Raw genomic sequence first — 19,576 nt, 5'->3', positions numbered from 1 at the left:
CAACAGTGCGCGCCTGGAGACGTTGGTCATCCTGGCGCGCGCTTGGTTCTGTCAGGCTTCTTGAGCGGCTTGCTCTACGTCATGTGCGATCAGGGCAACCAGGGCATTCTGCTGACGATGGGTCAGTTGCCTGAAGCGCTGGAGCAGCTCGCGTTCGTGCAGGGAAAGCTCTGGGCTGTCTAGGCGAACGCTGGCATCTGAATCCAGAGCGCCTTCTTGAAGCAGGCTCTGTTCGATACGCGCGATGATTTCCGAGTTCATGCTGCGGTGGTGGTTGCGAGCCACCTCCGCGATGCGATCACGCATGCCGTCAGGAAGGCGAACCACGAACTTGTCAGCCGTGCGACTGGAATAAACTGCCTGTTTGATAGGGTTCATACTTAACCGTTTAGTCAGATGGACGATGCTGGCGTATTGCCGTAGTAGACACCGCGTGTGACAACTCAGGGGGCCGGCATGTTCCATGCGAGCAGAAATAAAGTTGCCTTGGACGGTTTCATGACGTCAATTGTACGGCGCCTTTTTGATTAGTAAAGGCATTATGGCATCAAAAATTGAATGGCCTACGTTGTCAGCCCATGGATGTTTGCCTTGGGTGGTCATGAGATTTGGTGCTGGCCAGTGTATCGAGCGGTTGTAAGTTCCGGATAAGCCAGTAGAATGTGCGAGCCCGCCGTTGTGCGGGCATGCTCGATGGTGGCCCTGTCGGTCCCCTCGCAATGATCAGCCGTGAACCCGGTCAGGCCCGGAAGGGAGCAGCCGCAGCGGTGACATCGTGTGCCGGGGTGTGGCTGACAGGGTCGCCTCCATTAAAGAGCATCTCTCCTGTGGTCCTTCGTTTCTTCTTCTTCTTCTTCATCATGTTCTCTCTGCATGTGTTTTCATGGCTGCGGCAGGTTTCGCCGTTGCTGCATGACGGAGGTCGCTGTGTCCAAGTCTGATGCGTGGGATATTTTTTGCAGTGTCGTCGACAATTTCGGCGATGTGGGCGTTACGTGGCGCCTCGCGCGGCAACTCGCCTCCGAGCATGGTGTGCCGGTCCGCCTGTGGGTCGATGATATGGCGACGTTCACCCGCCTTGCGCCCTCCATTGATATTCGTCTGGAGCGGCAGTATCTCGACGGCGTACAGGTCTGTCATTGGTCCCTCCCCTGGGAGCCTGTCGAGCCTGCCGATGTGGTGATCGAGGCCTTTGCCTGTGAATTGCCAGAGCATTACGTGCATGCCATGGCAGCGGCCAGTCGCCGGATTCTCTGGCTCAACCTCGAGTACCTAAGCGCAGAAGATTGGGTGACTGACTGTCACGCCATGCCATCTCTCCAGCCGGATGGTCTGCAGAAGTACTTCTTCTTTCCCGGGTTCGTGGCGAAAACCGGTGGCCTGTTGCGCGAGCGCGATTTACTGGCGCGACGCAGTCAGTTCCAGGCAGATCCTCGATGCCGTGGAAATTTCCTGGCGACTCTGGGTGTGAAGCCTGAGCCGGAGTGCCGCATCATTTCATTGTTCGCTTATGAAAATACCGGCTTGGCGAGCTGGTTCGATGAGTTGTCCAGGGATTGTCGCCCTAACCTGGTGCTGGTTCCGGAGGGGCGTGTCCTGAAGGATGTGGCGGCCTGGTGCGGGGAGGATGCGCTGAAGGCAGGGGGCGATCATGTGCGGGGTTCCCTGCGTATCGTGGTCTTGCCGTTTCTGGATCAGGACGCCTATGACCGCCTGCTGTGGTGCTGCGACTTCAATGCGGTGCGTGGGGAGGAGTCCTTCATTCGTGCGCAGTGGGCGGCAAGGGCTTTCGTCTGGCATATCTACCCGCAAGAGGACGATGCCCACTGGGACAAGCTCTGGGCATTCTTCCACCTTTATACAGAGGGCTTGTCCGATCCAGCGCGGGCTGCGCTGGAGGCTTTCTGGGCTTCCTGGAATGCCGGGCAGGCGGTTGGTTGCGCGTGGCGAGAGCTGCAGGCACATGAGGGCGAGCTGAGTGCTCATGCCTCGAATTGGGTTGATATTCAGGCATCCAACGGCGATCTGGCGAGTAATCTGCTGCGTTTCCATGCCGACTGGCACTCTGCATAAGTCGGTGGAGACTCGTGCTGGAACCAGTTATTATTGCCCCCCATTTGCTGCCTGCGGTCCTGTATGTGTGTCGTGGGCAGAGAAAACGGGCCTCTCGCTTGGGGGCTTAACAAAGGCTTGAGCTTGTCCGTACCTGCTATGGGCAATTCTCAGGGGATGGAACGCCTCGAGGTTTTTCTTCCCTGACTTTTCAATTCCATCGGATGTTCGTATGAAAACCGCACAAGAATTCCGTGCCGGCCAGGTGGCCATCGTCAATGGCGCGCCCTGGGTTATCCAGAAAACCGAGTTCAACAAGTCCGGCCGTAACAGCGCCGTCGTCAAGATGAAGTTGAAGAACCTGCTCAACGGTTCTGCGACCGAGACTGTCTACAAGGCCGATGACAAGCTCGAGCCGGTTATCCTCGAGCGCAAGGAAGTGACCTATTCCTACTTCGCCGATCCGCTGTATGTGTTCATGGATGGTGAGTTCAACCAGTACGAGATCGAGAAAGACGACCTCGAAGGCGTGATGACTTTCATCGAAGACGGCATGACCGACGTCTGCGAAGCGGTCTTCTACAACGAGAAAGTGATCTCCGTCGAACTGCCGACCACCATCGTGCGTGAAATCGTTTACACCGAGCCGTCCGTCCGTGGCGACACGTCCGGCAAGGTAATGAAGACTGCACGTCTGAAGAACGGTGCCGAGCTGCAGGTTTCCGCATTCTGCGAAATCGGTGACTCGATCGAGATCGATACCCGCACTGGCGAGTACAAGTCCCGCGTCAAAGGCTGATCAGCCGATACCGGTACTCGATACCCCGCCCTTGGAAAAGGTCGGGGTATTTTTTCGCCTGCGATTCCGTCTATGTGCTGGTTCCGGGGGATTACCCCTTGTCTTCGTTCGCCAGAGGCAGGTGCAGGCTGGCGATGAAGCCGCCTTCCGGGTGGTTGGCCAGAGCGAGCTTGCCGCCGTGTCGCTCGGCTGCGCGCTGTGCAATGGCCAGTCCCAGGCCGTGCCCTGCGGCAGTTTGGCCTGGGGCTCGGTAGAACGGCTCGCTCAGGTGGGGCAGGTAGGCGGGGTCTACACCTGGCCCTTGATCCTGCACGCTGAGGATCAGTTGTCCGGACTCGACCTGGGCGCTCAGCCTTATTTCTGCCTGTGCTGGGCTGAAGCGCAGGGCGTTGCGTAGCAGGTTGTCCAGGGCGCGTTCGAGTATGTCGGGCCACCCCAGGAAGTCGATGTCTGGCTGCACCTGGCTCATGATCTGTACGCCGGGGGCGGTTATCCGGGCGTTTTCCTGCAGTTGGAAAAAGATCTCTTCGAGATCGACTGGCGTCGGAGTGCCAGGCTCCGCATCCATCCGGGCGAGTTCCAGTATCTCCGCGATAAGGGTCTCCAGCCGGTCGCATTCCTTGCCCAGCCTGGGCCAGATGCTCTGGCGCTCTTCGGGTGTTGCACGTTCTGCCAGTGCCAGTGCGATACGCAGCCTTGCGAGGGGCGAGCGCAATTCATGGGAGACGTCGCGCAGGAGTTGGCGTTGGCTGCCGATCAGCTTTTGCAGGCGTGCGCCCATGCGGTTGAAGTCATTGGCCAGTAGGCCCAGTTCGTCGCGGCGCCGCGCCAGGCGGGCCAGGGAGGTCTGTTGATAGCTGGTCTGGCCCAGGTCGTGCACGGCGCCGCGCAGTCGGTCGAGTGGGCGGGTGATCGAGAGGGTCAGGAGCAGGCTGAAGCCTGTCAGCACGATCAGGGCGATGCCGATGGCACTCAGGGGCCAGAGCAGGCTGTCGCGGTGCCAGTCGTTGAGCTCGGGGTGCGGGATTCGGTAGATGAACAGGTAGGTCTCGCCGCTGCTGGGGCTGGTGTATTCAGTGGTCAGCCGCCGCCAGGGCAATTGTTCCTCGCGGTATTGCTTGCGCGCTTCGAACGCGGCGGCGCGAGGCGGGAAGGTGCCGGGGATGACGGGGTGGCCGTTTTCCGACAGTACTTGCGTGTCGATATGGAAGCGGTGCTTTTGCTGCTCCAGCAGCCGTTGTGCCGCCGATGAGCCTCTTTGCTCGTAGGTCTGCACCCAGTCGGCGGCGAGTCCCTTGATCGCAGGATGCCGGCCGATGATCCAGGCGTCCTGGTTCAAGGCGCGCCCCAGCAGCATGGCGAGTACTGCGACCAGGGTGATGGCCAGCCAGAATGTGGCGAGTATTCGCCAGAAGAGTGAGCGCAAGAGGCCTCCGCAATGTGTTCGCCCCGGCTGTCAGAGCTGCCGGGGCGTTGGATGGATCAGTTTTTCTTCTGTTCGCGCTCGGCTTTCCATTTCAGGAATTCAGCGTGTTCGGCGCGTTTTTCCTGTTGCTTGCGCTGATGTTCGGCGAACTGCTTCTGCTGTTCCGGGGTGAGCAGGGCCTTGATTGCCTTGTCGGTGTTTTCCCGGTTGGCGTTCAGTTCATTCTGGAACGCATTGCGCTCGGCTTCCGGCAGTTTATCGAGGTAGCGCTGGGTGATCTCGTGGCGATTCTTCATTTGGGTGCCGATCAGTTTGCGTACTTCTTTCTGCTGCTCCTTGCTCAGGTCCAGTTGGTGAAGCGGCGGTTTGCCATGGTGTTCGAAGGGGCGTGCCGGGTGCCCTTCGGGCGAGGCCATGGCCAGGGTTGGCAGGGCGGCGACGAACAGCAGGCTGATAAGGGTTTTTCGCATGATGGACTCTCCTGTGTATGACTCCCGGTTGTCTGGTTGCCTGGCGTTTGTCCGACAGGCTTGCCGAACCGGATGTACACAGTCTAGGGAGGGCAAGGTCAAGCGTGGTCAGGCATGGGTAAAGGCTTGGTAAAGGCGACCAATGCGTTGGCCGGGTGCATTTTCCGTCTGGCTCGATGTATTTGCCAGTGCGCTCATGTTCTGATTGGCGCCGATCATGGCATTGAACGTTCCCGCTTTCATATGAGTCTGTGTAGGCTCCGGGGTTGGAGCATGAGTGCTCCTGGGCGGTTTAAAACAAGGAGGCCCCATGGGCAATCTGATCTTCGAACAAAAGGTGTTCCTGAGTCTGTTGGTGCTGGTGACGCTGGCGTTCGGCTGGATACTCTGGCCCTTCTATGGTGCGGTCTTCTGGGCCGTCATTCTCGCCATCCTGTTCTCACCCCTGCAGCGCCGGCTGTTGATCCGCTTCAACAACCGGCGCAACCTGGCCGCCCTGACGACTTTGCTGGCCAGCCTGCTGATTGCTGTTCTGCCGGTCATTTTCATCACGGGATTGCTGGTGCAGGAAGGAACCACGCTGTACGCGCGTATCAACAGTGGCGAGCTGGACGTCGGCAGTTATGTCATCCAGGTCAAGGAGATGTTGCCCGCCTCGATCCAGGGCTATCTGCAGCGCTTCGGCCTGAGCGACATGAGTGATCTGCGCGAGCGCCTCGGCAGCAGCGCGTTGCAGGGCAGCCAGTATCTGGCGACCAAGGCGTTCAGCTTCGGGCAGGGTACCTTTCAGTTCGTCATCGGCTTCTTCGTGATGCTTTACCTGCTGTTTTTCCTGATTCGCGATGGGCGCGATCTGGTCAAGCGCCTCTATCAGGCCGTCCCGCTGAGCGGCGATCAGAAGAAGAAGCTGTTCAGCAAGTTCACCCAGGTGGTCCGTGCCACGGTCAAGGGCAATATCATCATCGCCGTGGTGCAGGGCGCGCTGGGTGGCTTGATCTTCGCCATCCTGGGTATTCCCAGCGCATTGCTGTGGGGTGTGCTGATGGCATTGCTGTCCCTGCTGCCGGCGGTGGGGGCGGGCTTGATCTGGACGCCCGTGGCCATCTACTTCCTGCTCAGCGGGTCGATCGTTTCCGGCGTGGTGCTGATTGCCTACGGCATCCTGGTGATCGGCCTGGTCGACAACCTCCTGCGTCCGACCCTGGTGGGCAAGGACACCAAGATGCCGGATTACGTCGTGCTGATCTCGACCCTCGGCGGTCTTTCGTTGTTCGGGCTCAATGGTTTTGTCATCGGTCCGTTGATCGCCGCGTTGTTCATGGCCAGTTGGGATCTGTTCACCGAGCGTGAGGAGGAGGCCGGTGTGGAGGGCGCGTAGGCATCGATGCGTCCGCCGGCTGTCGTTTCCTGTAGAATCCGCGGCTTGTTGATTCGGGACATGGGCAGTTTATGCGTATCGGTCATGGCTATGACGTGCATCGTTTCGGTGATGGAGATCATCTCGTCCTGGGAGGGGTGAAGATCCCTTACCACCGGGGGTTCGTGGCCCACTCGGATGGTGACGTGCTTCTGCATGCGCTGAGCGATGCCTTGCTGGGTGCCTGTGCCTTGGGTGATATCGGTCGGCATTTCCCTGACACCGATCCGCGTTACAAGGGTGCCGACAGCCGGGTGCTGTTGCGGCACGTGGTGTCGCTGGTACTGGGCAAGGGATGGCGGATCGGCAATGTCGACGCGACCATCCTGGCGCAGGCGCCGAAGATGGCACCCCATATCGACGCCATGCGTGCGCTCATCGCCGAAGACCTGCAACTCGATATCGATCAGGTCAACGTCAAGGCAACCACCACCGAGCGCCTGGGTTTCGTCGGGCGCGAGGAAGGTATCGCGGTGCACGCCGTGACCCTGTTGCTCAAGCCATGACCGAGCAGGAGTTGCTGGGGCCATGGGCCTATGGCGGGCCGTGCGGCAGCGCCGTGCTCAAGGAGACTGCCGAGGACTTCCAGGTCGACGAGGTGCTGGACATCCCGCTGGCAGGAGAGGGTGAGCATCTCTGGCTGTGGGTGGAGAAGCGCAACCTCAATACCGAAGAAGCCGCCCGGCAGATCGCCCGGGCCGCCCGTGTGCCGTTGCGGGCCGTCAGCTATGCCGGGCTCAAGGACCGACAGGCGCTGACCCGACAGTGGTTCAGCCTGCACCTTCCCGGCAAGGCCGATCCTGACCTCTCTTCCTTGCAAAGCGAGACGCTGCGCATCCTCGAGCAGACCCGGCACCTGCGTAAGCTGCAGCGTGGCGCGCATTCGGCCAATGGCTTCCGTTTGCGCCTGCGGCATCTGCAAGCGGACATCGCGGCCCTGGATGAGCGGCTGGAGCGTGTGCGCCAATCCGGCGTGCCCAATTATTTCGGTATGCAGCGTTTCGGCTTTTCCGGTTCCAATCTGATTCGGGCCCAGGAGTTCGCGCAGGCTGGCGTATTGCCGGAACAACGTAACCTGCGCTCCCGTTCACTGTCCGCCGCGCGCAGCTATCTCTTCAATCACGTGCTGGCGGGGCGGGTTGCCGATGGCAGTTGGGATCGCGCAACGGTCGGGGACTTGCTCGTGTTCACGGACAGTCGCAGCTTTTTTCCCGCAGGCGAGCCCGAGTGTCAGGACCCACGCCTGGCTGCGCTGGACCTGCATCCCAGTGGCCCGCTGTGGGGTGATGGCCCATCGCCCGCAGCCGGTGCGGTGCAGAGCGCGGAGCAGGCGGTGGCCGACAAGGCCAGGCAGTTGAGCGACTGGTTGTCTTCGGCGGGCATGAAACATGAGCGACGCATTCTGCGCCTCCCCATAAGCGGTTTGTCATGGCATTATCCCGAGCCTGAAATTCTGCAACTTGAATTCGTCCTGCCGACCGGATGCTTTGCCACAGCCGTGGTGCGTGAACTGGTCAGTCTGGCGGGGCAGACGGACATCTGAATGCATATTTTGATCGCCAACGACGACGGGGTTCATGCTCCCGGGCTCGCCGCGCTTCATGGCGCGCTTCGCGACGATGCCCGCTGCACGGTGATTGCACCTATCCGGGACATGAGTGGCGCGAGCAGTTCGCTGACGCTGGACCGTCCCCTGCATCCCGTGACGATGCCCAACGGGTTCATCGGGATCGATGGCTCGCCCACCGATTGCGTCCACCTGGGGATCAACGGATTGTTGCCCGACGTACCCGACATGGTGGTTTCCGGGATCAACCTGGGCGCCAACCTGGGCGACGACGTGCTGTACTCGGGGACGGTGGCCGCCGCCATCGAGGGGCGCTTCACCGGGCGGCCCGCGTTCGCCTTCTCCCTCGTCTCGCGTGAGCCGGACAACCTGCCGGCCGCCGCGCACATCGCTCGCATCCTGATCCAGAATCACGCCGCGCTCGACGTGCCGGCGCGTACCGTGCTGAGTGTGAACATTCCCAATCTGCCTCTGGAGCGCATTCGTGGCATGCAGCTGACGCGGCTGGGGCATCGGCAGCGCTCCAAGCCTCCGGTCCAGCAGGCCAACCCCCGTGGCAAGGTGGGGTACTGGATTTCCGCTGCAGGTGACGCGGAAGAGGGCGGCCCGGGAACGGACTTCCACGCCATCATGCAGGGCTATGTCTCGATCACGCCTCTGCAATTGGATCGCACCTTCCATGAAGCTTTCCAGGGGCTGGACAGCTGGCTGGGAGGCTTGATGTGAGCAGTCGGCAGGAAGAGTTTCTGCGTCATGGAACCGGCATGACCTCCCAGCGCACACGCGATCGCCTGATCCAGCGGCTCTATGAGGAGGGGTTGTCCAATCCCCATGTGCTGGAAATCATCAGGCGTACGCCCAGGCACCTTTTCGTCGACGAAGCGCTGGCGCACCGAGCCTATGAAGACACGGCACTGCCGATCGGCCATAACCAGACGATCTCCCAGCCCTTCATGGTCGCCCGCATGAGCGAGTTGCTGGTGGCGGATGGTCCGCTGGATAAGGTGCTGGAGATCGGCACCGGTTCCGGTTACCAGACGGCCGTGCTGGCGCAACTGGTCGAGCGGGTGTTTTCGGTGGAGCGTATCCAGGCGCTGCAGGATCGCGCCAAGGAGCGTCTGGCCGAACTCAGGTTGCGTAATGTGGTCTTTCGCTGGGGCGACGGTTGGGAGGGCTGGCCTGCGCTGGCGCCTTACAACGGCATCATCGTCACGGCGGCAGCGGCCGATGTGCCACAGGCGCTGCTGGAGCAGTTGGCGCCGGGCGGGCGCCTGGTCATACCGGTCGGTACGGGCGATGTGCAGCAATTGATGCTGATTGTCCGGGAGGAGGGTGGTTTCTCACGTCACTTGCTCGATACCGTGCGTTTCGTGCCCTTGCTCAACGGGCCTGTCATTTGAAGATTCAGCGGATGAATTCATGAAAAACACGTTCCTGCTTTACATCAAGGGCATGGCCATGGGCGCCGTCGATGTAGTGCCTGGGTTTTCCGGCGGGACTGTCGCCTTGGTCGTGGGCATCTATGACAAGTTGCTGCAGTCCATGGCCTCGATCCCGACTGCGTTGCTGATGTTCCTGCGTGGCCGTTTCCGCGATGCCTGGGCGCATTGCAACGCCACCTTCCTGCTGGTGCTGATCGTCGGCATTCTGACCAGCGTCTTCACCCTGGCGCGTGTCATTACCTGGCTGATGCAGGCGCATCCGGTACTGCTCTGGGCCTTCTTCTTCGGATTGGTGTTGGTGTCCGTCTACCTGGTCGGGCGCGAGGTGGCAGCCTGGAGCCTCGGCAGGCTGATGTTCTTCGCCGCTGGCCTGGCGCTGGCGCTGTGGATCACCATGGCGGCGCCCCTGCAACTGACGGCGACCCCGTTCACCCTGTTCTGGGCGGGTGCCGTGGCGATCAGTGCGATGATCCTGCCGGGGATTTCCGGTAGCTTCATTCTGGTGTTGCTTGGTCTGTATCCCGTGGTGCTTGGCGCGGTCAAAGGACTGGAGATCGGCACACTGGCTGTATTCAGTGCGGGTTGCCTGATTGGCTTGATGAGTTTTTCCAGGCTGCTCAGTTGGATGCTGCAGCATGTGCGTGACGTTACCCTGGCGTTCCTGACCGGTATCATGCTGGGCTCGCTGGGCAAGGTATGGCCGTGGAAGCAGACGCTGACCTGGCAGACCAACAGCCGGGGCGAGTCTTTCCCGCTGTTGCAGGAGAACCTGCTGCCCTGGGACTACGCCAGCGTCATCGGAGACGATCCTCAGTTGTGGATCGCCATCTCCCTGGCCTTGGCCGCCGTCGTGCTGGTGCTCGGTCTGGAGCGCCTGGCCGTGCGTGATGAGGTGGTTCTGGGCGAGGGTAGCCAGCATCTGCCGCAACGGACAAAGGAGTGAGTGTTTGAATCCCCACCTGCTGTCATCGATGCCGACTCTCGTGGCGCTGCTCGCGGCAGCCCTGTTGTTGTCCGGTTGTGCCTCTTCACCTGCTCCGGGCAATGTCCAGGTCGTGGATCGCAACAGCAGGCCGGCGGTTACCTCGGGGCAATATGTGGTACGGCGTGGGGATACGCTGTGGTCGATCGCATTCCGCTTTGGCTGGGATTTTCGCGCATTGGCGCAACGCAACAATATTCCCGCGCCCTATACCATCTACCCGGGGCAGACCATCCGCTTCGATGGGAGGGCTTCGCAGGCCGTGGCCAGCAGTCGTCCATCGGCGTCCTCACGGCCCGTGCAGAGCACGACGACATCTTCGCCGGTGGTGGTTTCGACCGTTCCCGTCCCTCCGCCCGTCACGCCTGTCCAGACGCCTGCGACGCCCCCCGTGCAGACGCCGGTATCGACTCAGGTGCGCTCATCGAGCGGCTGGGCGTGGCCTGCAAGCGGTACGATCATCGGGCGTTTTTCATCAAACGGCAGTTTGAATAAAGGCATTGATATCGCGGGGGAATTGGGACAGCCTGTCCTGGCTGCTTCTGATGGAACTGTGGTGTACGCCGGCAGTGGTCTACGGGGTTACGGCGAACTTGTGATCATCAAGCACAACGATACCTATGTAAGCGCCTACGGCCACAATCGTAGGCTGCTGGTGCGGGAAGGCCAACGAGTCAAGGTTGGGCAGACCATAGCCGAGATGGGATCGACGGGCACTGACCGGGTGAAGCTGCATTTCGAGATACGCCGTCAGGGTAAACCTGTGGATCCTCAGAACTATCTGCCCAAGCGCTGATTCATGGCCACCCGCTCCCGCACAGGGAGGCTCGGGTGATGACAAGGATCATGTGTGTTGCCCGAGTCTGTGGTCGAACTCAGAACGGGAAAACAATAATGGCACTCAAGAAAGAAGCGCCGGAGTTTGACGTGGATGACTGCGTCGTACTCATGGAGTCAACCACACTCCAGACCCGAAGCAAGCGGCGTCCTGCCGCTTCGCTAGCACAGCCCGCCGTCCGGCAGAATGCGTCCATCGAATACCACCGTGCGCTTGACGCGACCCAGCTCTATCTCAATGAAATCGGCTTTTCCCCGCTACTGACGCCTGACGAGGAAGTGCACTTTGCCAGGCTCGCCCAGAAGGGCGACCCGGCAGGGCGCAAGCGCATGATCGAAAGCAACCTGCGCCTGGTCGTGAAGATCGCCCGGCGCTACCTGAACAGGGGACTTTCGCTGCTCGACCTAGTCGAGGAAGGTAATCTCGGTCTGATTCGCGCTGTCGAGAAGTTCGATCCGGAGCGGGGGTTCCGGTTCTCCACCTATGCCACCTGGTGGATACGGCAGACCATCGAACGGGCGATCATGAACCAGACCCGTACGATCCGACTGCCCATCCACGTGGTCAAGGAACTCAACCTGTACCTGCGGGCGGCTCGCGAACTGACGCAAAAGCTCGACCATGAGGCTCGCCCCGAAGAGATCGCACAGCTGCTCGACAAGCCAGTCGCAGAGGTCAAGCGCATGCTCGGGCTCAACGAACGTGTCACCTCGGTGGATGTCTCGCTTGGGCCGGACAACGACAAGACGTTGCTCGACATGCTGAAAGACGAAACGCCAAACGATCCCTGTGAGTTGCTGCAGGACGATGACCTGGCGAGCAGTATCGATGCCTGGCTGTCTGACCTGAACGAAAAGCAGCGGGATGTGGTTATCCGCCGCTTTGGCCTGCGGGGGCATGACAGCTGTACGCTGGAGGAGGTCGGGCAAGCCATTGGTTTGACCCGTGAGCGTGTCAGGCAGATTCAGGTCGAGGCCCTCAAGCGCTTGCGGGAAATCATGGAGCGCAATGGGTTGTCCGGGGATTTCCTGTTTCGCTAGCGGTTCGTACAAGGCCTTTGCTGTCGTTTGACTATCGGGGCGCCATCCGCATGCGGATGGCGCCCTGTGTCATTGGGAGGATCGCTATTGTCGCGAAGGTTGGGCAGGTCTGCTCTTATTCGTGTAAGCATTCGCTTACAGGTGTTGTAAGTAATGTCTGAAAAAACCATATGAATCCTGGCTGTTTTCCCAGGGGGATTTTTAACTGACTGATTTGCAAAGGGTTCGCGTTCCTAGGGCGATGGCCTCGTAGGGTGTCCGATGTTTTTGCGAGGTTGTGCCCCTCACTGGAATCATTATCATCGGTTCCGTGCTCAGGATGGCGCAACCGCTCAAGGATTGAGTGGTAGGGACAATCCAGGGAATAGATTCATCAGGACGATGACAGGAACCAAGGGACAGGGAAGAAGGCGGGCGGGGTTTCCCCGCCCCTTTTTTATGCGCGCAATTCAGGCGCTGGTGCCGTGCCCGGTCTTTTGCATCTCTTCGAGCAGTGCTGGCAGAACGTTGTTTCTGAGCAGGGGTGCCAGTCTTTCCGGGGCGCTGCCTGGCCATTCCAGCCATTCGAGTTCTTCCAGTTCTGCCTGCGCTGCGACGGGCATATCCAACCTGGCAACGAATACAGTGGCCTGGACCGTGAAGCCCGGCTCGTTGGCTGCTTCTGCCTGAAAGTGCCCCAGGAGACGGAAGTCTTCGGGAGTCATCTGCACTCCCAGCTCCTCCATCAACTCACGAGTCAGGGTCTGCAGCGGCGTTTCGCCCTGTTCTGCCTTTCCCCCAGGGAGCATGAAAAGCTGCGTACCGCGCTTGCGCACGATCAGCAGTCGGTTGTCGCTGTCCAGCAGGCATGCGCTGGCGATGTTCAATGTATTCATGTTCGGGGCCTTGCTCATGGCTATCAGTGATTTGCTGCGCTGGTAGCGGGTCAGTCTTTCTGTGAGTGATTGTGGGAGCTCGTCGCAAGGGGTGAGGCCAGCCTTCTCGTACATGGGCTGTAGTGATGGATGACAGAACAGCCACACCGGGGCCTGAATGCGGGAGGACAGCTCCCGTAGCAGTACGCTGGCGATGCCTTGCATACGCTCGCCCGGTGCGACGAAGAGGCCCGTCAGCCAGAATCCTCCTGGCACTGCCGTCAGGCAGCAGGCCGCCACGATTTCGCCTTTCCTGGCGATCCAGTATTCGATGCCCTTTGGCGCCCGTGTCGGGCTTTTATGGCTTTTATAGAAGCCGTTCACCAGGGGCTGCTGTTCTGCGCGTAGGCGTTGAATGCTCAGCGTGTGCATGCCATGGCCCTTGATGCGAGGTCGTTAACGTGGCGTGGGGCGGCATTCTAAACCGATAAAGCCCCCTTGGCCCGGTTGCGCCGGGCGTTGCACCTCCAGGGATGATTTGCGCAAGCCATGTCGCCGCCGTCATTGCCGCTGTTTGCCCCCTGGCGGCAATGGCTTGCCGCTTTTTCTCGGGGAGACGGGCGCAAGGCCGCAGAATGGGCCATTCGAGAGTTGGCACATCTATTGCTAAAACTATTCAAAAGGTGCTCGTTTCGGGCTGTGAAGGAGGTAGGCAATGAGTACGACTGACGGTGTATCCAGCAGCAATTCGATATTGTCTCAATACTCCGGTACCACGACCTCCACGACCAATAAGTCCAGTTATGACAGCCTCGGGAAGAACGACTTCCTGATGCTGCTGGTTACGCAACTGAATAACCAGAATCCGCTCGATCCCCAGGACAACAGTGAGTTCGTGGCCCAGCTTGCGCAGTTCAGCAGCCTCGAGAGCCTGTCCAACCTGTCCACCTCGATGGATACCCTGGTGAGTTCGTACCAGTCGTCGCAGGCCTTGCAGGCTTCGTCACTGGTCGGGCGCAACGTGATCGTCTCGACAGGAACTGCTTATGTCGAGGCTGGCACTGAAATGAAGGGTTCTATCGTGATTCCTTCTGCCGCCGACTCGATATCGGTGAAGGTCTATGACTCCGCAGGAAGCCTGGTCAAGACGATCCCCCTCGACAGTCAGAGCAAGAGCGGGACCGTGGACTTCACTTGGGATGGCACCGATCAGGATGGCAATGCGATGGCGAGCGCTGCCTATACGTTCAAGGCCAGCGGCTCGCTGGATGGCACTACCACGGCATTGACGACTCACCTGCCAGCGAAAGTGAGCAGCGTGACCATCGGCAGTGGAGAAATGAATTTGAATCTTGCAGGTGCTGGCAGCCTTTCCTTGTCGAAAGTCATCAGTATCGGTCAGTAACGGAATTGCACGCGGGAGTATTCGGATATGTCGTTCAATACAGCGCTTAGTGGGTTGAAGGCCGCAAGTACCCACCTCAACGTGACGGGTAACAACATTGCCAACACGGGTACGACGGGTTTCAAGTATTCGCGTGCGGAGTTCGCTGACCTGTATGCCAGCACCATGTTCGGTACGGGCAGCAACCCGGTCGGTAGCGGTGTGCTCACCGCCGATATCGCCCAGCAATTCACGCAGGGCAACATCAGCTATACCGACAACAGCCTGGACCTTGCCATCAACGGCAGCGGTTATTTCATCGTCAATGACGGCGGTTCGCAGCTCTACACCCGGGCCGGGGCCTTCAAAGTCGATAACCAGGGCAATGTCGTCGACAGCTCCGGTAATAACCTCATGGGCTATGGCGTGGATGCCGACGGCAACCTGGTGAATGGCGTGCTGACCAACCTGGTGGTGGATACCAGCAACCAGGAGCCGAATGCGACCACTACCGTGACCCAGTCGCTGGCGCTCAACTCGGCGGCCAAGGTGCCGGCAACCACGCCGTTCAACCCGTCGACGTCCACGTCGTACAACTGGTCGACCTCCGTCTCGTTGTACGACTCCCAGGGCAACGCCCACACCATGAGCCAGTACTTCGTCAAGACGGATGGCAATGAGTGGACCATGCACGTGCTGATCGACGGGCGAAACCCGCAGGATCCGACCAGTACCACGCCTTATACGGCCGACCTGACCTTCACCACGGCGGGCAGCCTGGATCTTTCCTCGCTGGACTCCTCCGACTTCACCGTCAATACCGATGGCACCCTGAGCCTGACCAACTGGGTGCCGGCGGCGATCACCGATTCCACGACCAGTCCTGTCACCTGGGGCGAGAATGGGGCGGAAGCAAGTGGCACCGGCGTGACGCTGGACATGCGCAAGATGACCCAGACCAACACCAGCTTCGCGGTCAACAGCCTGTACCAGGATGGCTACACGACCGGGCAGTTGTCCGGTCTGTCGGTCGATGAGACCGGCCAGCTGTTCGCCACCTACACCAACGGGCAGTCGAAAGTGATCGGCCAGACCGCGCTGGCGACCTTCGCCAACATGCAGGGTCTGGTCCCGGTGGGCGGTACGGCCTGGAAACAGTCCCTGGCCTCGGGTGAGCCTGTCATCGGAACGCCGGGCTCCGGCACGCTAGGCTCCATCGCCGCTGGCGCACTGGAAGACTCGAACGTTGACCTGACCTCGCAACTGGTCGATCTGATCGTGGCGCAGCGCAACTACCAGGCGAACGCCAAGACCATCGAAACCGAGAACACCATCTCCCAGACGATCATCAATATCCGTTGATGAGTAGGATGGAGTGCCTGCGTGAAGCCGGAGGCATTCTTTTCATTGGCAAGGCTTTGATGTGTGTCGTCGTACTGTGCATGGGTGTCGTTTTTAGCTGGAGGTTGGTGTGAACAAGCTGCTTTATATCGTCATGACTGGCTCCGGCCAGCACCGATCCAGCCCGGAAGAGGCATTGTGCGAGCGCGTGGCGCTTTCAACAGAAGACTCCGAGGTGACTCATGGCTGACCTTCTTGCAATCGGAGTTTCCGGGATCCGCGTGAGCCAGACGGCACTGACGGTCACGGGTAACAACGTCACCAATACCGATACTGCTGGTTATACACGCCAGCGGGCTGTGCAGGTGGCCAGTTCGTCCCAGCAGCTAGGCGCAAGTTACCTTGGCAGCGGCTCGACCATCACGGATGTACGGCGCCTGTACAGTGGCTATCTTACTACCCAGGTGCGGACGTCGACGGCACTGGATAGCGAAGCGCAGACCTATCTGACCCAGATCAATCAGGTCAACTCGATGCTGGCTGACAGCACGACAGGTGTCACGAAGGTACTCGAGAGTTTTTTCGCGTCACTGCAGACGGCCTCTGCCAGCCCGACGGATACCGCCTCCAGGCAGTTGCTGCTGACCCAGTCCAAGTCTCTGGCAGAGCGTTTCAACTCGATACACAGCCAGTTGGTCGAGCAGAACGGCTATATCAACCAGCAGTTGTCCAGTATGACGCAGCAGGCCAACAGCCTGGCATCCAGCGTAGCCCAGTACAACCAGTCCATCATTACCGCAGCGGCATCAGGCTCATCCCCCAATGACTTGCTCGACAAGCGTGATGAGGCTGTTCGCGAGTTGTCCGAACTGGTCGGTGTGACGGTCGTCGAGCAGGGCAACAGTTATAACCTCTTCATCGGCAATGGCCAGCCTCTGGTCGTGGGTAGCTCCGCCTCGCAACTGAGTGCCGTGCCCAGCGCGGAAGACCCGTCGCGCTTCGCGCTGCACATGACACAGAATGGCTACTCGACACTGGACATCAGCACGGCAGCCAATGGGGGGCAGATTGGTGGCTTGCTGCGCTATCGCGACGATGTGCTCGACAGCACGCGCAATGATCTCGGGCGTATGGCCCTGGTTGCGGCTGACCGGATCAATAGCCAGCTGGGGCAGGGGCTCGACCTCAACAGTGAGCTCGGTGCCATGCTGTTCGGTGATGTCAACGACCCTGTTTTGCAAGGGCAGCGTAGTCTGGCCCGGGTCGGGAACAGCGATACGACAGCCAACCTCGGTGTCGTTATCGCCGATACCAGTCAACTGACCACCAGCGACTATGAGGTGACGTTCAGCAGTGCGAGTGAATATTCGGTACGGCGCTTGTCGGACGGCAAGAGCATAGGCAATTTCGATCTGACTACCAGTCCGACGCCCGTGATCGAAGGTTTTTCCCTACGGATCGATGCCGGTACTGTCGCGGCGGGCGATACATTCACTATCCTGCCGACCCGTTCGGGCGCGGGCGATATTTCCGTGAAGATGACTGATTCGAATCAGTTGGCCTTTGCTGCTCCGTTGAAGGGCTCGCTGTCGACAGGCAATGTCGGTACGGGCAGTCTCACCCAGCCGATCCTCACAACGCAGATTGATAGCCTCAATGGTGCTGCGGTAGCCGACATGCAGGCCAGCCTCGAGAACGGGACGCCGATCAAGTTGGTATACGACGCGGCCAGTGGCGGCACCCAGGGCTATACCCTCTACGATGCCGCGGGCAGCAGCATTGGTGTGGGCAGTATCGTGCCGGGGCAGAGTAATAAAATAAGCGTCACCGTTCCGTCCAATCCTCCCAGTGTGCCTGTCAGCTATTCGTTCGAAATGACACTGGCAGGCTCTCCAGCAGCGGGGGACAGCCTGACGGTCGCTTTCAACATCAATGGCAGTAATGACAACCGGAACGCATTGGCAGTGGCAGACTTGCAATCGGCCAATACAGTTGCGGTCAATGGCGGCAGTGGCATGAGCCTGACTACCACCTACAGCTCCCTGATCGAGACAGTAGGTGCCAAGACCAATCAGGCCAAGCTCGATGCGGCTGCTACCGAAGCCATCCTGACCCAGGCGGTCAGTAGCCAGCAATCGCTATCGGGGGTGAACCTCGATGAGGAAGCGGCCAACTTGATTCGGTTCGAACACTATTACACGGCGGCCTCACAGATTATTCAAGTTGCACGCTCTACGTTCGATACCCTGATCAATAGCTTTTGAGGCATGACGATATGAGTACGCGTATCTCGACCCCACAGATGTTCAACTCCAACATCTCTGGCTATCAGAAGGGGTATGCCGATGCCGTCAAGACCCAGCAGCAGATATCCAGTGGTGTGCGGATACAGACGCCAGCCGATGACCCGGTAGGTGCCGCGCGACTTTTGCAACTGGAACAGCAGAGTGCGCAGCTCAAGCAGTTCAGTAATAACATGACAGCGGCGACCAACCTGCTGACCCAGGAAGATGTGTTGCTCGAAACCGCCAAAAACGTGTTGCAGCGTGCGCGTGAGTTGACGGTGAGATCGGGAGGGGGCTCGCTGTCCGACGAAGATCGCAAGTCGAACGCCAGTGAACTGGATCAGATAACGAATCAATTGCTGGACATCATGAACAGCAAAGATGCCAGTGGGAACTATGTGTTCGCTGGCGCCAACAGCAGCATCCCTCCTTTCATTCGTAATCCCGATGGTTCCGTCTCTCATCAGGGCGATCAGACCAGCCTCGATTTGCAGGTTTCGGCATCGGGTGCATTGGCGGCGAATGATACGGGCTGGAGTATTTTCGAGAACGTCACCAACGCCAGCCGTACGCAGTCCAGTCTGACCAATGACCCTGCTACCGGTGGCCAGCGTGTCTACCTGTCACAAGGCCTGGTAGGCAACACGCCTCAGTACAACAAGAATTTTCGTGATGGGCAGCCCTATACAGTCGAGTTGCTCAGCAGTACGCAATTTCGCATTCTGGACGGTGCCGGCAATGATGTGACCAGCGAGGCCTCCACGCTGGCGGGAACGTTCGATCCAACTAATCTGGATCCCACGAAAATCAGTCTTCGTGGTGCTACGTTCGAGTTGGATGTGGTCTTGCAGGAGGGGGATGACAAGGAGAACCTGGACAGCCTGTTGACCGGTTACAGCTTTACCTTTGGCGCTGCTGTCCCTGAGATATCGGTGACGCGCAACTCCAGCAACACATCGGCGGCTCAACTGACTTCGGGGGCTGTGGTCAACCAGACTGCCTACACGACCCAGTTTCCAAGCGCGGGGGCACAGATTCGTTTTACCAGTGCCACCGATTACGAGGTCTATGCACAACCGTTCAGGGCGGGTAGCGCGCCGATTGCCAGTGGTTCGCTTTCCGGTACTTATCCCGAGACCATCAGCTTTGCTGGCACTCAGTTGCAGATCAGCGCAGGTGCAGCAGCAGGTGACTACTTCGTCGTACAAGGGCAGTCGCCCGAAGCCCAGAGTGTGTTTGAGACCATCAGTAATCTCAGTGCCGTGCTCAAGACGCCTGTCACCGGGGATCCGGCCGCACGTCTGGCCTTGCGAGATGCCGTGGCCTCTGCGCTCAGTAACCTGGATAACGGCAGGGACCAGGTCCTGGCCACGCAGTCTTCCATCGGTGCGCGCCTGAACGTCATCGAGACGCTGACCACCGAGAACGAAAGCCTGCAGATCAACAATGCCAGCAACCAGTCATCCATACGGGACACCGACATGGTCGAGGCTATTTCACGATTGCTCCTTCAGCAGAGCAAATTAGAGGCGGCGCAGTCCTCGTTCGTGCGTATCTCTCAGTTGAGCCTGTTCAACAAGATGTGATGCTGTTGCGTTGGGCGTTGAAGGGGCGGCAGGGTGATCTGGGTGGCGGCTCGGTCGCGACGAAACGGCAACAGCCGCTAACTGCAGGTTTCG

The 19,576-nt window shown here is 59.6% G+C and carries 18 protein-coding genes and 1 other RNA gene; 15 read left to right on the top strand and 4 right to left on the bottom strand.

Annotated features, from left to right (window positions below; genetic code table 11):
- Window positions 1–51 precede the first annotated feature (51 nt).
- Window positions 52–378 (bottom strand): Arc family DNA-binding protein, encoded by a 327-nt coding sequence (locus tag HW090_RS04550; RefSeq protein ID WP_179112359.1) that lies wholly within the window; start codon window positions 376–378, stop codon window positions 52–54.
- A gap of 325 nt (window positions 379–703) precedes the next feature.
- Between HW090_RS04550 and ffs the strand changes: the two genes are divergently transcribed.
- The 3 genes from ffs (at window position 704) to efp (ending at window position 2,851) form a co-directional block, all read left to right on the top strand.
- An RNA gene (gene ffs / locus HW090_RS04545) (signal recognition particle sRNA small type) lies at window positions 704–800 on the top strand.
- A 127-nt stretch (window positions 801–927) separates the two neighbouring features.
- Complete coding sequence (gene earP, locus HW090_RS04540) at window positions 928–2,073, top strand: elongation factor P maturation arginine rhamnosyltransferase EarP (protein WP_179112358.1); 1,146 nt, start codon at window positions 928–930, stop codon at window positions 2,071–2,073.
- A 211-nt stretch (window positions 2,074–2,284) separates the two neighbouring features.
- Entirely contained in the window at window positions 2,285–2,851 is a 567-nt protein-coding gene (gene efp / locus HW090_RS04535) for an elongation factor P (RefSeq protein WP_179112357.1), read from the top strand.
- A gap of 91 nt (window positions 2,852–2,942) precedes the next feature.
- Here the strand turns inward: efp and HW090_RS04530 are convergent, their stop codons facing one another.
- Together HW090_RS04530 and HW090_RS04525 are read right to left on the bottom strand one after the other, a co-directional pair.
- Window positions 2,943–4,277, bottom strand: coding sequence for a HAMP domain-containing sensor histidine kinase (locus HW090_RS04530; protein ID WP_179112356.1), 1,335 nt, complete (start codon window positions 4,275–4,277; stop codon window positions 2,943–2,945).
- A 56-nt stretch (window positions 4,278–4,333) separates the two neighbouring features.
- Window positions 4,334–4,747 (bottom strand): Spy/CpxP family protein refolding chaperone, encoded by a 414-nt coding sequence (locus tag HW090_RS04525; RefSeq protein WP_179112355.1) that lies wholly within the window; start codon window positions 4,745–4,747, stop codon window positions 4,334–4,336.
- Between the two features lie 310 nt (window positions 4,748–5,057).
- On the opposite strand from HW090_RS04525, the gene HW090_RS04520 reads away from it, so the two are divergent.
- The 8 genes from HW090_RS04520 (at window position 5,058) to rpoS (ending at window position 12,033) form a co-directional block, all read left to right on the top strand.
- Entirely contained in the window at window positions 5,058–6,125 is a 1,068-nt protein-coding gene (locus tag HW090_RS04520) for an AI-2E family transporter (RefSeq protein WP_179112354.1), read from the top strand.
- 71 nt (window positions 6,126–6,196) lie between these two features.
- Complete coding sequence (gene ispF, locus HW090_RS04515) at window positions 6,197–6,670, top strand: 2-C-methyl-D-erythritol 2,4-cyclodiphosphate synthase (RefSeq protein ID WP_179112353.1); 474 nt, start codon at window positions 6,197–6,199, stop codon at window positions 6,668–6,670.
- Window positions 6,667–7,707, top strand: coding sequence for a tRNA pseudouridine(13) synthase TruD (gene truD, locus HW090_RS04510; RefSeq protein WP_179112352.1), 1,041 nt, complete (start codon window positions 6,667–6,669; stop codon window positions 7,705–7,707). The genes ispF and truD overlap by 4 nt, the downstream gene beginning before the upstream one ends.
- On the top strand, window positions 7,708–8,457 hold the full coding sequence (surE, locus tag HW090_RS04505; RefSeq protein WP_179112351.1) for a 5'/3'-nucleotidase SurE: 750 nt from the start codon (window positions 7,708–7,710) through the stop codon (window positions 8,455–8,457).
- A gap of 38 nt (window positions 8,458–8,495) precedes the next feature.
- On the top strand, window positions 8,496–9,131 hold the full coding sequence (locus tag HW090_RS04500) for a protein-L-isoaspartate(D-aspartate) O-methyltransferase (RefSeq protein WP_179112350.1): 636 nt from the start codon (window positions 8,496–8,498) through the stop codon (window positions 9,129–9,131).
- A gap of 19 nt (window positions 9,132–9,150) precedes the next feature.
- Entirely contained in the window at window positions 9,151–10,116 is a 966-nt protein-coding gene (locus HW090_RS04495) for a DUF368 domain-containing protein (protein WP_179112349.1), read from the top strand.
- A 28-nt stretch (window positions 10,117–10,144) separates the two neighbouring features.
- Window positions 10,145–10,951, top strand: coding sequence for a peptidoglycan DD-metalloendopeptidase family protein (locus HW090_RS04490; RefSeq protein ID WP_179114829.1), 807 nt, complete (start codon window positions 10,145–10,147; stop codon window positions 10,949–10,951).
- A gap of 98 nt (window positions 10,952–11,049) precedes the next feature.
- Window positions 11,050–12,033, top strand: coding sequence for an RNA polymerase sigma factor RpoS (gene rpoS / locus HW090_RS04485; RefSeq protein ID WP_179112348.1), 984 nt, complete (start codon window positions 11,050–11,052; stop codon window positions 12,031–12,033).
- 449 nt (window positions 12,034–12,482) lie between these two features.
- Here the strand turns inward: rpoS and HW090_RS04480 are convergent, their stop codons facing one another.
- Window positions 12,483–13,319, bottom strand: a complete 837-nt coding sequence (locus HW090_RS04480) for a GNAT family N-acetyltransferase (RefSeq protein ID WP_179112347.1) — start codon at window positions 13,317–13,319, stop codon at window positions 12,483–12,485.
- A 283-nt stretch (window positions 13,320–13,602) separates the two neighbouring features.
- Here HW090_RS04480 and HW090_RS04475 point away from each other — a divergent pair, with 283 nt between their 5' ends.
- From HW090_RS04475 to HW090_RS04460, 4 genes are all read left to right on the top strand, one after another.
- Window positions 13,603–14,292 carry a flagellar hook assembly protein FlgD gene (locus tag HW090_RS04475; protein ID WP_179112346.1) on the top strand — a complete coding sequence of 230 codons (690 nt, stop codon included), beginning with the start codon at window positions 13,603–13,605 and terminating at the stop codon, window positions 14,290–14,292.
- A 27-nt stretch (window positions 14,293–14,319) separates the two neighbouring features.
- A complete protein-coding gene (gene flgE, locus HW090_RS04470; protein WP_179112345.1) occupies window positions 14,320–15,633 on the top strand; it encodes a flagellar hook protein FlgE in 1,314 nt (437 codons plus the stop codon).
- A gap of 221 nt (window positions 15,634–15,854) precedes the next feature.
- Window positions 15,855–17,876: a flagellar hook-associated protein FlgK gene (gene flgK / locus HW090_RS04465; RefSeq protein WP_179112344.1), complete on the top strand. Its 2,022-nt coding sequence runs from the start codon at window positions 15,855–15,857 to the stop codon at window positions 17,874–17,876.
- Between the two features lie 11 nt (window positions 17,877–17,887).
- On the top strand, window positions 17,888–19,483 hold the full coding sequence (locus HW090_RS04460; protein ID WP_179112343.1) for a flagellar hook-associated protein 3: 1,596 nt from the start codon (window positions 17,888–17,890) through the stop codon (window positions 19,481–19,483).
- Window positions 19,484–19,576 lie beyond the last annotated feature (93 nt).

The sequence above is a fragment of the Pseudomonas sp. ABC1 genome (assembly GCF_013395055.1).
GTDB lineage: Bacteria > Pseudomonadota > Gammaproteobacteria > Pseudomonadales > Pseudomonadaceae > Stutzerimonas.
Note: the sequence above shows the minus strand (reverse complement) of the source record. Positions and strands in the feature narration are given on the sequence as shown.